The sequence below is a fragment of the Aquimarina algiphila genome (assembly GCF_007489275.1).
GTDB lineage: Bacteria > Bacteroidota > Bacteroidia > Flavobacteriales > Flavobacteriaceae > Aquimarina > Aquimarina algiphila.
The window spans coordinates 87,732-101,547 of the sequence record NZ_VLNR01000003.1; the positions used below are offsets into that span (position 1 = coordinate 87,732).

The window sequence follows — 13,816 nt, forward strand, 5'->3', positions numbered from 1 at the left end:
ATTATGGCTACAGTAATTAATATGCCGCGATTGAGCGACACCATGGAAGAAGGAGTTGTTGCGAAGTGGCTTGTTAAAAAAGGAGATACAATTAGCGAAGGAGATATCCTGGCTGAAATAGAAACCGATAAAGCTACAATGGAGTTTGAGTCTTTTTATGATGGAGTACTACTTCATGTAGGAATCCAAGAAGGAGAAACAGCACCAGTAGATCAGTTATTAGCAATTATCGGAGAAGAAGGTGAAGATATTTCTGGTTTGTTGAATGGAAGTGCAGCACCAGCTGCTGATGCTCCAAAAGAAGAAAACACTGAAGAATCGGCGGTTCCAACGTCATCTGAATCTACAGCAATACCAGACGGAGTTGAAATTATTACTATGCCTCGTCTTAGTGATACAATGGAAGAAGGAACAGTAGCAACCTGGTTGAAAAAAGTTGGAGATACTGTAGAAGAAGGAGATATCTTAGCTGAAATAGAGACAGATAAAGCTACAATGGAGTTTGAATCCTTCTATAACGGAACTCTACTATATATAGGTATAGAAGAAGGGCAAACTGCAAAGGTTGATGTGCTGTTGGCAATAATAGGGCCTGAAGGCACAGATGTTTCAGGTTTAAAAGATGGAGTGACTGTTGCTAGTTCAACGGGTAGTGATCAAAAATCTGAGACAGAAGCAAAACCCGAAATAAAAACAGAAACGGCTCCTGTCGCAACAACTAATGGAGGTAGAATATTTGCTTCTCCTTTAGCTAAGAAAATTGCAGCGGATAAAGGAATTGATCTTTCCCAAGTCAAAGGAACTGGTGAGAATGGACGTATCGTTAAAAAGGATGTGGAAACATTTACGCCTTCTGCTCCTACTAGTACTCCAGTATCAACTAACGAAACAACCCCTACACCAATAGTACAAACATTTACTCCTGCAGGAGAAGAGAGTTTTGAAGAGGTAAAGAATTCGCAAATGCGTAAAGCGATTGCAAGAAGTCTATCAGCTTCTAAATTTACTGCACCTCACTATTATTTAACAATAGAAGTGGATATGCAGAATGCAATGGCTTCTCGAAAAAATATTAATGAATTACCCGATACAAAAGTATCGTTTAATGATATGGTGGTAAAAGCATGTGCAATGGCACTTCGTAAACATCCACAAGTAAATACGCAATGGACAGATAATACTACTAAGTATGCTAAGCATATTAATATAGGTGTTGCAGTAGCTGTGCCTGATGGTTTAGTCGTTCCAGTATTACCTTTTGCTGATCATATGTCTCTTACTCAAATTGGAGCTAAGGTTAAGGATTTAGCAGTTAGAGCTCGTGATAAGAAATTAACTCCACAAGAAATGAGTGGTAGTACTTTTACGGTGTCAAACTTGGGTATGTTTGGTATTCAGGAATTTACTTCTATTATTAATCAGCCTAACTCTGCAATATTATCAGTAGGAGCGATTGTAGAAAAACCAGTAGTAAAAGATGGTCAGGTTGTAGTAGGGAATACAATGAAAGTTACTTTAGCTTGTGATCATAGAACAGTAGATGGAGCTACAGGAGCTCAATTTTTACAGACACTAAAACAGTATTTAGAAAACCCGGTTACTATGTTGGCATAGTTTCAAATACTTTAAATAATATTCACAATTAATCCTGTCTCAAATGAGGCGGGATTTTTTATCTTTATCAAAAACATATTCTTATGCAGAAAAATATTTTTATCATTCTGATTGCGATCTTATTTATGAGTTGTAATCAAACTACTACTGCTCAGTCTCAAGTAAAAACAACTGAAGATGGTGGTTTAGGAAAAACCAAGGTTTCAGACGTTGCAGATATTATGAATTTTTTAGCGAGTGATGAGTTAGGTGGCCGGGATACAGGGAGTGAGGGTTTAGAAAAGGCAGCTCAATTTATTGAAGGGGAGTTTAAGAAATATGGTATTGCTCCTTATTTTGATACCTATAGAAATGCTTTTGATGTTAAAGGAACGGCGACATATAATATGGTAGGATACCTTAAAGGAACAGATGCTACTTTATCAAATGAATTCATCATTTTGGGAGCACATTTTGATCATATAGGAACAGGTAAGGAGGTTAATGGTGATACTATTGCTAATGGAGCTAATGATAATGCTGCTGGTAGTAGTGCGGTTATTTCATTAGCCAAGCAGTTTGCCCAATTAAAAAATAATAAAAGAAGTATCCTTTTTGTTTTATTTGGAGCTGAAGAAAGAGGGTTATTGGGTTCTGCACATTTGGCTGAAGTCCTAAAAGAAAAGAATATTAACCTATACACCATGGTTAATTTTGAAATGATAGGTGTGCCTTTAAATGATAAATCCTATAAAGCATATATTACAGGGTTTGAAATGTCTAATATGGCTCAAAAAATAAACGATTATGCTGGATCAGAATTGATAGGGTACTTGGCTAAAGCTAAAGAGTTTCAATTGTTCAGAAGAAGTGATAACTATCCTTTCTATGAACAATTTAAGGTGCCTTGCCAAACCATTTCTACCTTTGATTTTACAAATTATGACTATTACCACCATGTAGATGACGAAGTATCTGAAATGAATTTTGAATTTATGGCAGAACTGATTAATAATTGTGTTCCTGTTATTGAAAAAATGGCGAATACAACTGATAAAGAAATTAAGTTAAATTAACTAAGTACACCTCGCAGATTTTAAATCTATAACGTATATTCATATAGAATGAAAAACATTATCATAACCGGCGCTAGCAGAGGTATAGGCTTCGAACTGGCAAAATTATTTGCCGAAGAGGGACATCAGGTTTTAGCTTTATCCAGAAACGAAAAACCTATTGCTGAACTGCGACATAAAAACATACATTCGTTTTCTTTTGATATCTGTAATACAAGGGATTTAAAAAAGATGACAGATTATATTTCATCCACTTGGAAACAGGTAGATGTTTTGATAAACAATGCAGGTAAATTATTACATAAACCTTTTAGCGAAATTTCTACACAAGATTTTGAGGAAGTATATAAGGTAAATGTTTTTGGAGTAGCCGAAATTACACGTTTGATTTTACCTTTTATGACATCAGGTAGTCATGTGGTTACCATAAGTAGTATGGGAGGGATACAAGGAAGTATAAAATTTCCCGGACTGGCTGCGTATAGCTCTAGTAAAGGAGCAGTGATCACATTAAGTGAATTGTGGGCAGAAGAATATAAAGAAAGTGGTATTGCTTTTAATGTTTTAGCACTTGGAGCAGTTCAAACAGAAATGTTAGAAGAAGCGTTTCCTGGGTATCAAGCACCTCTAACCGCAATAGAAATGGCAAGTTATATCAAAAACTTTTCATTAACCGGGAACTCCTTTTATAATGGAAAAGTTCTTCAGGTTTCTAATAGCACTCCTTAGTAAAGTGAAAAAAGAGTTTTGCATTACATTTACAGTGTTTGGTGGTAAATTTTATCTTTTATCTGCTTTTTTGTTTAAAAACTCTGTTTTATAACTTAAGTGTTTTTTAATAATCTTCAAATTAGAAATCAGAAGCTGTAGTAATGATCTGTTAACTCTTGTAATATTATTTCGAATGATATGTATACCTGTTGTGGTTATGATAAACCATATGTGCTATAGATTTATCCAAAATATTTTTTTAATAGACGACATTTAATGATTTTTATATCGAGTTTTATTGATTGTTGAGTATGTCAATATAACTTAAGTTATACTTAAATTCTAATATAATTAGTTTGGTTATAGAATCCGTCAATAAATTTGACGGATTCTGTTTTTTAACTACAAGTCGGATGTGGATTTAGTTCCTATAGTGTCAAAAGTAATTTTTGTAGTTTTTAATAGTTCTCCTTCAATTTCTATGTTTGAAGTTTTGATAGTAGTGATGATTGTATCTATAGTAGTAGCAAAGACAACTTCTGTTTTTACTGTTTTTATAGAATCCGAAACAGTTTGAAAAGCCCCTATAAAGTTAACTTCTTTGATATTAGTATCTTTAATAGACAGCACACTATTTTGTTTACTTCTTGAACTAAAGTCTGGATGAGATTTTTCTAACGTTTCTTTGTCAATAAATTCCTGTAGTTTTTGTGTAATTAGGATGATATAAGCTTCATTTTCTGAAATGATAGGACGACTATCTTCTTCTAATGCTTCAATAGTTTCTGAAGCTTCCATGTCTAATTCTTTTGAAGGAGCTTTAGCGCAGGCAAATACTAATGTCGATATTATGATGTACACAAACTGTTTCATGATTTTACTTTAAATTTAAGTTTAACAATTTGTCCGTTTAATCTACGAGATTCTATAATTTCAATATTCTTTAAGCTTTTTGTAGGGGTAGTTAATTTATTTATAAATTCATCTTTTGTATGTATTTCAATACCTAATCCATAAGGCAAAACCTGAAAAATAGTTGCGTTATTTGCTATTATTCTGGATAGTTCTTTTTTCCTGTTTTTCCAATCTTTTACCTTTCCGTTAGCATAATAATGTAACATCAGCGCATAATCATCTGTTTGGATTTGTAATTCCTCTTGTGTGTCAGAAGAAGCTATTCTGTATATGGTATCTGTCTTATGATATGGAGACTGTATAATGAAATGAATAAAATCATCTTCTGTTTTCCAGGTGAAACAACCCAAACTATCGCTTTTTGAATGAAAAGGAGATTCTTTATCATTTAGTATGATAATATCTATAGGTATTTTGGTTAGAGGCTGATTTCTATCTTGATCAATAAAACAAAAGGTAAATGTTCTTTTGGTAGGGATTAAAAAGTAGATAGAAATGAATACACCAAACCCAAAAATTACTATCCAAAACCATTTGGGGATAGTAAAGGGTTTTGCAGGGTTGGAATCGATATTATGATTATTTTTAAAATCATTCCAGTTGATATAACCACAATATCTAGAAAGTAGATTTAAAATATCTACACGGGGTAATTTCTCTGAGGAGTTTTTGAAATAACTATAAAATGATTTTTCACTAATAGTCGCTTTAACTTGTTTTTGCAAATCTTCCTGAAAAACGACAATATCTTGCCCTTTCCACTCAGCAATATCCACGCTCGAAGCGTTATTTGCAGTTAAAAAATGTTGTGTAACTGCTTTTTTTAAGAGATCGAATAGTATTTTTTCTTCAGAAGTAATAATTGTATGATTTTGATAATAAGGTGTTTGTGTTTTGTAAAATGATTTACAATTGCTTTACAAGTGTTCTACAATAGATTCATCTGGTTAGCTTTTAAGTTTGTTTTCAGATAACAATATAAAAAGTATATAGATGAAAACAAAGGTGATTAAAAAAATCAAAGTAGTATTTATGGGATTATTAGTTTTAAGTATTGGTTCTTGTAATCAATTACCTAAAAGAGTCAACCATATTAATGAATCTGGTATTACAGAAGAAGAAGTTGATTTCGAATACAAATTAGAATATTTAGAGGGAGTAGATAAGAATTCAGAGGAGTATCAAGAAATACTAGAGAACAATTTTAAAAGGGTGAGTTTTTCGCCGGTCTCTACTTTTTCTATAGATGTTGATAGGGCATCATATAGTAATATTCGTAGAATGATAAATAATGGACAAGAAATCGAAAAAGATGCTGTTAAAATTGAAGAAATGATCAATTATTTTAAATATGAATATGATCAGCCAACCGATAAACATCCATTTGCAATTCATACAGAATCAGGAGCTACACCATGGAACAATAATACAAGATTGGTGAAAATTGGATTAAAAGGTAAGGAAGTACCTGTAGATTACATTCCAGCTTCTAACTTGGTGTTTTTGATAGATGTTTCAGGATCCATGGGGGAAACAAATAAATTGCCATTATTGAAAAGCGCATTGAAGCTGTTGGTCGGTCAGCTTAGAGAAAACGATAAAGTTTCTATTGTGGTATACGCAGGAGCAGCAGGAGTTGTTCTTGAACCCACTTCTGGTGACGATAAACAGAAAATTATACAAGCATTAGAGGATCTTATGGCAGGAGGTTCAACAGCAGGTGGAGAAGGTATTGAGTTAGCCTATAAAATAGCTGAGGAAAATTTTATTAAAAATGGGAATAATAGGGTGATTTTGGCTACAGATGGAGATTTTAATATAGGTGAAAGTTCGGATAAAGAAATGAAGAGGCTTATTGAAATTAAGAGAGAATCCGGAGTGTTTTTAACTTGTTTAGGGTTTGGGATGAATAACTATAAAGATAGTAAACTTGAAACATTGGCAAATACAGGTAATGGTAATCATGCATACATTGATAGTATGCAAGAGGCACAACGTGTATTAGGAACCGAGTTTGGCGGTACGTTGTTTACCATTGCTAAGGATGTAAAAATTCAAGTCGAATTTAATCCAGCAAAGGTTACAGCATATCGTTTAATAGGATATGAAAATCGATTGCTTGATGACGAAGATTTTATTGATGATACCAAAGATGCTGGTGAGTTAGGAAGCGGTCATACTGTCACTGCTCTGTATGAGGTAATACCTAAAGGAGTAGAAAGTAGATATCTCAAAGATGTTTCAGATTTAAAATACGCCAATAAGACGGAGAAAAACAACTATGGTAATGAAATGTTTACCGTTAAGGTAAGGTATAAAAACCCAAAAGAAAATCAAAGTATAGAAATGTTACATGTCTTTACGATGGATACAGAAATAGAAATGTCAACAGATTTTCAATTTGCTTCTTCTGTTGCTTGGTTTGGAATGAAGTTAAGGGATTCTAAATACCTCCAGAATCAGAATACAGAAGATATCATATCTCTAGCTCAAAATAATAAGGGTAAAGATGTTTTGGGTTATAGAGCAGAGTTTGTAAGGTTAATTAGTAGTTATGAAGGAGCAAAGTAATATTAAAAGTATGGGATTTAGATTCGCGAAAATATATTTTTGTTTAAGTGTTTTTATGTGTTCAATCTTCTCTTGTTCTAAATATGAGAACAAATATGATGAAAGTATCGCATTAGAGGAAACAGGAGAAACTGCTCTTTTAAATACACATCAGACTGAAGATGCTGGAGGGATAGAAGTAAAAAATAAAAATGTTATAAATAATCAGATAAAAATCATCAGAAATGCGAATTGCAGAATCAAAGTTGCAAGCGTTGAAAAAGCAACAATATTAGCAAAGAAGATTGCTTCAGAACATAACGGATATATTTCTGATGAAAGATTTACAAATACAAATTATGCTAAAGAAAATCGTTTCACTATCAGGATTCCTCAGAATGAATTTGATGTGGTGCTTGATGGTGTTTGTGGGCTGGCAGAATTTGTGGATTATAAAAATATTTCTACTGTAGATGTAACAGAAGAATATGTAGATATAACTTCTCGGTTAAAGACAAAATTTGAAGTAAAACAGCGTTACGAAAACATTTTAAGAACCAAGGCTAAGACAGTAGAAGATATTCTAAAAGCAGAAGAAAAACTGAGTAAACTTCAGGAAGAAATTGAGTCAGCACAAGGAAGATTAAATTATTTAACCAATAAAGTGTCTTTTAGCACAATTCAAATAGATATTTATGAGACCATTATCCCTAAAGAAGAACCAGCAGAGTATCGCCCAGGTTTCTTGGACAAAGCAAAACAAGGCATGTCATTTGGTTGGTCTATCATAGAAAATCTAACGTTGCTATTATTTTATATCTGGCCATTATTAATTTTAGGAACTTTGATTTTTGTGTATTTTAAGTGGATAAGGAAATAAAAAATAATAAATTAAGCGTACTATTCTGGTGCGCTTAATTTTGTATTTTGCAAAAGCAAAAAGGAAGATTAATAATTTTATACGCTTGAAAGAAATATTAAGGAGATATATTCCAGAACGATCTGTAGATAGGGCATTTGATTTGGTTGTAAAATGTAATGTACATCTTAAAATCGTTAATGAACGAGTTACCAGACATGGAGATTACCGCAAAATGCCTGATGGAAGACATCAGATTACAGTAAATGCCTCTCTTAATAAATATCGTTTTCTCATTACACTAATTCATGAAATTGCTCATTTGGTCGCTTTTGAACAGTATGGGAGATTCATAAAACCTCATGGTGTAGAATGGAAAAATACTTTTCAGAAATTGATGCTACCTTACATTAATCCAGAGATTTTTCCATCTAAGCTATTACCTGTCATAGCGAATCATTTTAAAAACCCAAGAGCAAGTAGTGATACTGATGAGAAATTAGCATTAGCATTAAAACAATTTGATCCTGCTAATGATAAAAATTATATCTTTGAATTACCCCTAGGAAGTGTTTTTCGATTATATAATGGAAAAATCTTCAAAAAAGGTAATAAGAAAGTAAAGCGCTATGAATGCGTAGAACTTGATACAGGAAGAGTTTACCTTTTTAATCCAAACGCAGAAGTTGAATTATTAAACTGACTTATGAACAAAAATTATTATGCTATTCTTATGGCGGGCGGAGTAGGCTCTAGGTTTTGGCCAGTAAGTACAACAGAATTTCCGAAACAATTTCATGATATGTTGGGTACAGGAGAAACTTTAATTCAACGTACTTTTTCTCGTTTAACTAAGATTATTCCAAAAGAGAATATATTTATTCTTACTAATCAGCGTTATAATGATTTGGTTTTAGAACAATTGCCAGAAGTACAACAGAAGCAGGTAGTTACTGAGCCAGCGATGCGTAATACAGCACCATGTATCCTGTATGCATCATTAAAAATTCAAAAAGATAATCCTGATGCAGTAATGGTTGTAGCGCCAAGCGATCACTGGATTGAGGATGAAACCGCCTTTATAGCAAATTTAGAACAAAGCTTTATAGCTTGTTCTAAAAGCGATATTCTCATGACTTTGGGGATTCAACCAACATTTCCTAATACAGGCTATGGATATATTCATTATGATAAAGAAAGCAAAGTTGCAAGAAAAAAAGTAATTCAGTTTACTGAGAAGCCAGATTATGATACTGCAAAACAGTTCTTGAGTACTGGGAATTATTTATGGAATGCAGGAATATTTATTTGGAGTGCTAAAAGCATTATAACAGCATTTAGTAGATTTCAAAAAGAAATGACTGCATTATTTGAAAAAGGAATACAGGTGTATAATACCAAGGAAGAAGGTGATTTTATCAATACTAATTACCCGCTAGCAGAAAATATATCTATTGATTATGCCATTTTGGAAAAAGCAGAGAATGTATATGTATTTCCTGCAACATTTGATTGGAATGATTTAGGTACCTGGGGATCATTATATGATAAACTAGATAAAACAGAAGCAAATAATGCTGTCGTTAATGCTAACGTTTTGGCAGTAAATGCGTCTAATAATATGATTAGAACTTCAAGCGATAAAATTGTCGTAGTTGATGGTTTAGAGGATTATATCATTGTTGATAAAGAAGATGTACTCTTGATTTACCCTAAAAGCAAAGAACAGGATATTAAAGTAGTACTTAAAAAAGTAAAAGAAAAATACGGAGAACAATACGGATAAATTTATTATGGAAGAGAATACCAACCAACCGATTCCTGATCAGGAAGAGATGGCAGAATCAGTAAAAAGAGATGCAAAAGGGCTTTTTGAAAGTATAAGCCAATTTCTTTCAGAACTTTTGGATATTCGATCAGAAACAGACAAAGATCAAACAATTGAGGATGTTAAAAATGATATTCCATTTAAAGGACATACTGCTTGGATTCTTATTTTTTCGGTATTTGTAGCATCTATAGGTCTTAATGTAAGTTCTACTGCTGTGGTTATTGGAGCGATGTTAATTTCTCCATTAATGGGGCCTATCGTAGGAGTAGGTCTATCTATTGCTATTAATGATATAGATACATTAAAAAGATCTATGGTCAATTTAGGAGTGATGGTAGGCTTAAGTGTAATTGCCGCTACACTTTATTTTTGGGTTTCTCCACTAACAGAATTAACTCCCGAATTAGAGTCACGAACAGCTCCTACTATTTTGGATGTATTGGTAGCAGTTTCTGGAGGCCTTGCATTAATTATCGCAAAATCCAAGAAAGGTACAATGCCTAATGCTATAGCAGGAGTAGCAATTGCTACTGCTTTAATGCCTCCTTTGTGTACTGTAGGATATGGTATAGCAGAGTGGGAGTTAGAATATGCCATAGGTGCTTTGTATTTATTTTCAATCAATGCGATATTTATAGCATTGTCAACATTTACGGTTGCAAAATTATTACGTTTTCCGATGATTCGTTATGCAAATTCTGCAAAGCGAAAACGTATTGCTCAACTTGCTTCTTTACTAGCTATATTTGCTATGATTCCTGCAAGTTATACATTTTATGTAACTCTTAATGAGAGTAATGCTAAGAGAGATTATAAAGCTTTTATGCTAAATGAGATTGATGCTAATGAAAACTTATATCTACGAAAAGATTTCTATGATTATGATAACGAATCTATAAAACTATATTTTGATGGAGAAATCACAGAAGCAACAGTAAGCGATTTGCAAAATGAAATTAAAAAGTATTCGAGTATTAGTGATTTTACATTAGCTATAAATGGAAATAAATCAAGAGGGATTGACCAGATCTCAAAAGCTTATGATCGTTCTATTGAGCAATTAAATCGTTTAGAAAAAGATAATGATAAACTTCTTGATGAAATTGAAGATCTAAAAATCCAGATAGCCGGATTAGAAACTCAACTTAAAGAGGCAAATAAAGTAGTGCCTGTGGATGTAATGCCTTATAGTAGTATTGCAAAAGATGCAAAAATCAGATTTCCAGACCTGGCAGAACTTGGATATGGTGAAGTGTTGAAATCGAATTTTTTAAAAGTAGATACAGTACAGGTTATTTTTCCTAGATGGAAATTTAAAGTATCAGATAGTCTGAATCAAATTAGGGTGAATGCATTACAAAAATGGATAACCAAGGAAATGAAAGCTGATACGTTACATATAGAATAAGTAAGAAGTGTAAATGGAAATTACATTATTACTTACATACATCAGTATCTAGAACGGCATCAGAAATACCACTTATAAAATCGCATTGTGATATAGATAAAATATCTAAGGAATTGTTTTGTAGATCTACGCTTCTAAGTGCCGTAAGATTTTCAATACTGTCTGGCAGTTTTGTTAGCTTATTGTCATTTAAATACAATTCTGCAAGTGTTTTAAGGTTTCCAATACTATCAGGAATACTTGCTAATTGATTATTAGATACACTTAATGTTATAAGTGCTTTAAGGTTTCCAATACTAACAGGAAGCCTTGTTAATTGATTCCAATATAAAACAGCATCTTCAAGTGCTGTAAGATTTCCAATACTATCGGGAAGACTAGGTATTTGATTATTAGATGCATTTAATGACATAAGTGCTTTAAGGTTTCCAAAACTATCTGGGAGAGTAGTTAATTTGTTGTTAGATACATCAAGGTATTCAAGCGCTACAAGGTTTCCAAAACTTTCAGGAAGACTTATTAATTTATTATGATTTAAAAATAAGTGTGTAAGTGTTTTAAGGTTTCCGAAACTTTTAGGAAGACTTGTTAATTGGCCTAGACGCAGCCTATTAGATGCGTTTAATATTTTAAGTGATTTAAGGTTCCCAAAACTATCCGGAAAGCTTATTATTGGATTATAATCTAAATATAATTTATAAAGCATGATAAGGTTTCCAAAACTATTTGGCAGCCTTGTTAATTGATTATCAGATAAAACTAATTCCGAAAGCATTGTTAGGTTCCCAAACTATCTGGGAGTTTTGCTAATTTATTATTATGTAAATCTAATTTGGTAACTCTTCCGTGCACTACAGTCACACCTTTCCAATCCTCTATGGTATTTGTAGTAATGTCCCAACCTAAAGTATTATCTTGATTTGCTTTATAGATATCTATCAATATGGAACGATCGTCTTGAGCAACGCCAATACCATATAAAAATAATCCCATCACTATAGATAGGTACTTAACAAAACATGTGTTTTTCATAAAACAGTATCTATTTTTAAGGACAAAGATGATAGTTTCAAGATCTGGATACTACCCTTTTTTCAGGGTTTTATCCATAAGTATAGCTACTATGTGTTCGAATGGTATTCTTTATGAAAAATGAAGAACATGAAAAATATGTATTGTACACGATTAAAATTAAAAAACCTAAGTAAATTGTAAAAATGACGAAATACTCAATGATATTTTCTTAGATAAATTAAAAGATTAAAAAGAGTCTATACAACAGGAAAAAAAAGAATAAATTAGATGCGTATTTCTAGTCTTAAAGGTTTTTAAAACCTTTGAGTTTTATGTTAATTATGGTAATTAATACAATACCAAAAAATAAATGATAATTTCAGAAAACGAGATTCGCAAAGATTATATTAATCGAGTTAACAAAGCTCTAAGATTTATTGATGATCATTTGGACTCAGAATTATCATTAGAGTCTGTTGCTAATGCGGCTCACTATTCGCCATTTCACTTTCATAGAATCTTTAAAGCGATGGTTAATGAAACTCTTAATGCTTATATTACAAGAAGGCGAATTGAAAAAATGGCTTCTATTCTGATGCACAAAAAAGAAGTACGTATTACAGAGCTTTCTCTTCAATATGGTTTTAATAGTAATTCTGCATTTACCAGGGCTTTTAAGAATTTTTACAGTGTATCTCCTTCAGAATTTAGAAAACTAAATCCAGGAAAATTTAGCAAGATAAGTAAAGTAGAAAGCAAGAATGGTCAAGAAAAACTGATCTTCGAAAAATATATTTGCAATATTAATAATCATTTAAATTGGATTAAAATGAATGCAAATATTGAAATTAAAGAAATACCAGAATTACATTTTGCCAGTAGCACTCATATTGGAATAGATGGAATAGAAAATGCCTTCGAGAGAATGTTAAAATGGGCTAGATCAAAAAGGTTATTGGATAATCCTGAGACTAAAATGACAAGAATTTTTCATGATAGCTTTAAAATAACAGCAGAAGATAAAGTGCGTATGAGTATTTGCGTACTCACAAATGAACCTTTTGAAGAAGAAGGGGAAATAAGTAAAGTTCAAATCAAAAAAGGAAGTTGCATCGTAGGCCGTTTTGAAATTACACCTGATGATTTTGAAAAATCCTGGAGCGGGATGTTTGTTTGGATGAGTAATAACGGATATAAAAGAGCAGAACAAAATCCATTTGAAATTTACCATAACGATTTCCGTAAACACCCAGAAAATAAGTGCGTAGTTGATTTATATATTCCGATCGAAAGGTAGAGTGTCAATATCATGTGTTACAATTATATGTTAGAAAACACATTGTTTTGTTTTACATTTTGTATTGGATTGAGATATGAGATAATAAGATTTTTGTATACCCTCGATAAAAAAGAAATTATGAAATTTGCATACACCATTATTTATGTAGAAAATGTTCCTGAAACCATTGATTTTTATGAGAAAGCATTTGGATTTAAAAAGAAATTTATAACACCAGAAAATGATTATAGCGAATTGATTTCTGGAGAAACAACAATTGCATTTGCATCAATAGAATTAGGAAACTCTAACGTTAAGGACGGATTTATAAAAAGCTCACTTCTAGAAAAGCCATTTGGAGTAGAATTGGCATTTACCACAGAAAATATTGATTTTGATTTTGAAAAAGCAATTAAAGCAGGTGCCATCGAGGTAGAAAAACTTATAACTAAACCTTGGGGACAAAAAGTTGGATATGTTAAGGATAATAATGGGTTTTTGATTGAGATATGTACTCCAATCAAGAATTGATAATTATCGACATTCATACGATTTATTTATATCTTCATTTTTGAATGAA

General features: G+C 32.2%; 14 protein-coding genes. 10 read left to right on the top strand and 4 right to left on the bottom strand.

What is annotated here, in order from left to right; all coding sequences use genetic code 11:
* The first annotated feature begins 3 nt into the window (after positions 1-3).
* The 3 genes from FOF46_RS02025 (at position 4) to FOF46_RS02035 (ending at position 3,398) form a co-directional block, all read left to right on the top strand.
* On the top strand, positions 4-1,614 hold the full coding sequence (locus FOF46_RS02025; protein WP_143915304.1) for a pyruvate dehydrogenase complex dihydrolipoamide acetyltransferase: 1,611 nt from the start codon (positions 4-6) through the stop codon (positions 1,612-1,614).
* A gap of 83 nt (positions 1,615-1,697) precedes the next feature.
* Complete coding sequence (locus tag FOF46_RS02030) at positions 1,698-2,669, top strand: M28 family metallopeptidase (RefSeq protein WP_143915305.1); 972 nt, start codon at positions 1,698-1,700, stop codon at positions 2,667-2,669.
* Positions 2,670-2,717: 48 nt separating this feature from the next.
* Positions 2,718-3,398 (top strand): SDR family NAD(P)-dependent oxidoreductase, encoded by a 681-nt coding sequence (locus FOF46_RS02035; RefSeq protein WP_143915306.1) that lies wholly within the window; start codon positions 2,718-2,720, stop codon positions 3,396-3,398.
* 384 nt (positions 3,399-3,782) lie between these two features.
* On the opposite strand, the gene FOF46_RS02040 is transcribed toward FOF46_RS02035, so the two are convergent.
* Together FOF46_RS02040 and FOF46_RS02045 are read right to left on the bottom strand one after the other, a co-directional pair.
* Positions 3,783-4,253: a hypothetical protein gene (locus tag FOF46_RS02040; protein WP_143915307.1), complete on the bottom strand. Its 471-nt coding sequence runs from the start codon at positions 4,251-4,253 to the stop codon at positions 3,783-3,785.
* Positions 4,250-5,071, bottom strand: coding sequence for a hypothetical protein (locus FOF46_RS02045; protein WP_143915308.1), 822 nt, complete (start codon positions 5,069-5,071; stop codon positions 4,250-4,252). The genes FOF46_RS02040 and FOF46_RS02045 overlap by 4 nt, the downstream gene beginning before the upstream one ends.
* A 217-nt stretch (positions 5,072-5,288) precedes the next feature.
* Between FOF46_RS02045 and FOF46_RS02050 the strand changes: the two genes are divergently transcribed.
* From FOF46_RS02050 to FOF46_RS02070, 5 genes are all read left to right on the top strand, one after another.
* Positions 5,289-6,866, top strand: coding sequence for a vWA domain-containing protein (locus tag FOF46_RS02050; RefSeq protein ID WP_143915309.1), 1,578 nt, complete (start codon positions 5,289-5,291; stop codon positions 6,864-6,866).
* A 55-nt stretch (positions 6,867-6,921) separates the two neighbouring features.
* Positions 6,922-7,725: a DUF4349 domain-containing protein gene (locus FOF46_RS02055; protein WP_167571726.1), complete on the top strand. Its 804-nt coding sequence runs from the start codon at positions 6,922-6,924 to the stop codon at positions 7,723-7,725.
* An 85-nt stretch (positions 7,726-7,810) separates the two neighbouring features.
* Positions 7,811-8,407 carry a SprT-like domain-containing protein gene (locus FOF46_RS02060; protein ID WP_109435237.1) on the top strand — a complete coding sequence of 199 codons (597 nt, stop codon included), beginning with the start codon at positions 7,811-7,813 and terminating at the stop codon, positions 8,405-8,407.
* Between the two features lie 3 nt (positions 8,408-8,410).
* Positions 8,411-9,490, top strand: a complete 1,080-nt coding sequence (locus tag FOF46_RS02065; protein ID WP_143915311.1) for a mannose-1-phosphate guanylyltransferase — start codon at positions 8,411-8,413, stop codon at positions 9,488-9,490.
* Positions 9,491-9,497: 7 nt separating this feature from the next.
* Positions 9,498-10,943, top strand: coding sequence for a DUF389 domain-containing protein (locus FOF46_RS02070; RefSeq protein ID WP_143915312.1), 1,446 nt, complete (start codon positions 9,498-9,500; stop codon positions 10,941-10,943).
* Between the two features lie 28 nt (positions 10,944-10,971).
* Here FOF46_RS02070 and FOF46_RS02075 read toward each other — a convergent pair whose 3' ends face one another.
* Both FOF46_RS02075 and FOF46_RS02080 read right to left on the bottom strand, forming a co-directional pair.
* Positions 10,972-11,718, bottom strand: a complete 747-nt coding sequence (locus FOF46_RS02075; RefSeq protein ID WP_143915313.1) for a leucine-rich repeat domain-containing protein — start codon at positions 11,716-11,718, stop codon at positions 10,972-10,974.
* A 2-nt stretch (positions 11,719-11,720) separates the two neighbouring features.
* On the bottom strand, positions 11,721-11,975 hold the full coding sequence (locus FOF46_RS02080; RefSeq protein ID WP_143915314.1) for a hypothetical protein: 255 nt from the start codon (positions 11,973-11,975) through the stop codon (positions 11,721-11,723).
* Between the two features lie 352 nt (positions 11,976-12,327).
* Here FOF46_RS02080 and FOF46_RS02085 point away from each other — a divergent pair, with 352 nt between their 5' ends.
* Complete coding sequence (locus tag FOF46_RS02085) at positions 12,328-13,254, top strand: AraC family transcriptional regulator (protein WP_109435233.1); 927 nt, start codon at positions 12,328-12,330, stop codon at positions 13,252-13,254.
* A gap of 120 nt (positions 13,255-13,374) precedes the next feature.
* The gene (locus FOF46_RS02090; protein WP_109435232.1) at positions 13,375-13,767 is read left to right on the top strand and encodes a VOC family protein; all 393 of its coding nucleotides are present in this window, start codon (positions 13,375-13,377) and stop codon (positions 13,765-13,767) included.
* The last annotated feature ends 49 nt before the right edge of the window (positions 13,768-13,816 follow it).

Excerpts from the sequence above, each read along its gene's own strand:
- FOF46_RS02025 (WP_143915304.1), top strand. The coding sequence starts at position 4 with ATGGCTACAGTAATTAATATGCCGCGATTGAGCGACACCATGGAAGAA.
- FOF46_RS02030 (WP_143915305.1), top strand. The coding sequence starts at position 1,698 with ATGCAGAAAAATATTTTTATCATTCTGATTGCGATCTTATTTATGAGT.
- FOF46_RS02035 (WP_143915306.1), top strand. The coding sequence starts at position 2,718 with ATGAAAAACATTATCATAACCGGCGCTAGCAGAGGTATAGGCTTCGAA.
- FOF46_RS02040 (WP_143915307.1), bottom strand. The coding sequence starts at position 4,253 with ATGAAACAGTTTGTGTACATCATAATATCGACATTAGTATTTGCCTGC.
- FOF46_RS02050 (WP_143915309.1), top strand. The coding sequence starts at position 5,289 with ATGAAAACAAAGGTGATTAAAAAAATCAAAGTAGTATTTATGGGATTA.
- FOF46_RS02055 (WP_167571726.1), top strand. The coding sequence starts at position 6,922 with ATGTGTTCAATCTTCTCTTGTTCTAAATATGAGAACAAATATGATGAA.
- FOF46_RS02065 (WP_143915311.1), top strand. The coding sequence starts at position 8,411 with ATGAACAAAAATTATTATGCTATTCTTATGGCGGGCGGAGTAGGCTCT.
- FOF46_RS02070 (WP_143915312.1), top strand. The coding sequence starts at position 9,498 with ATGGAAGAGAATACCAACCAACCGATTCCTGATCAGGAAGAGATGGCA.
- FOF46_RS02075 (WP_143915313.1), bottom strand. The coding sequence starts at position 11,718 with ATGCTTTCGGAATTAGTTTTATCTGATAATCAATTAACAAGGCTGCCA.
- FOF46_RS02080 (WP_143915314.1), bottom strand. The coding sequence starts at position 11,975 with ATGAAAAACACATGTTTTGTTAAGTACCTATCTATAGTGATGGGATTA.
- FOF46_RS02085 (WP_109435233.1), top strand. The coding sequence starts at position 12,328 with ATGATAATTTCAGAAAACGAGATTCGCAAAGATTATATTAATCGAGTT.
- FOF46_RS02090 (WP_109435232.1), top strand. The coding sequence starts at position 13,375 with ATGAAATTTGCATACACCATTATTTATGTAGAAAATGTTCCTGAAACC.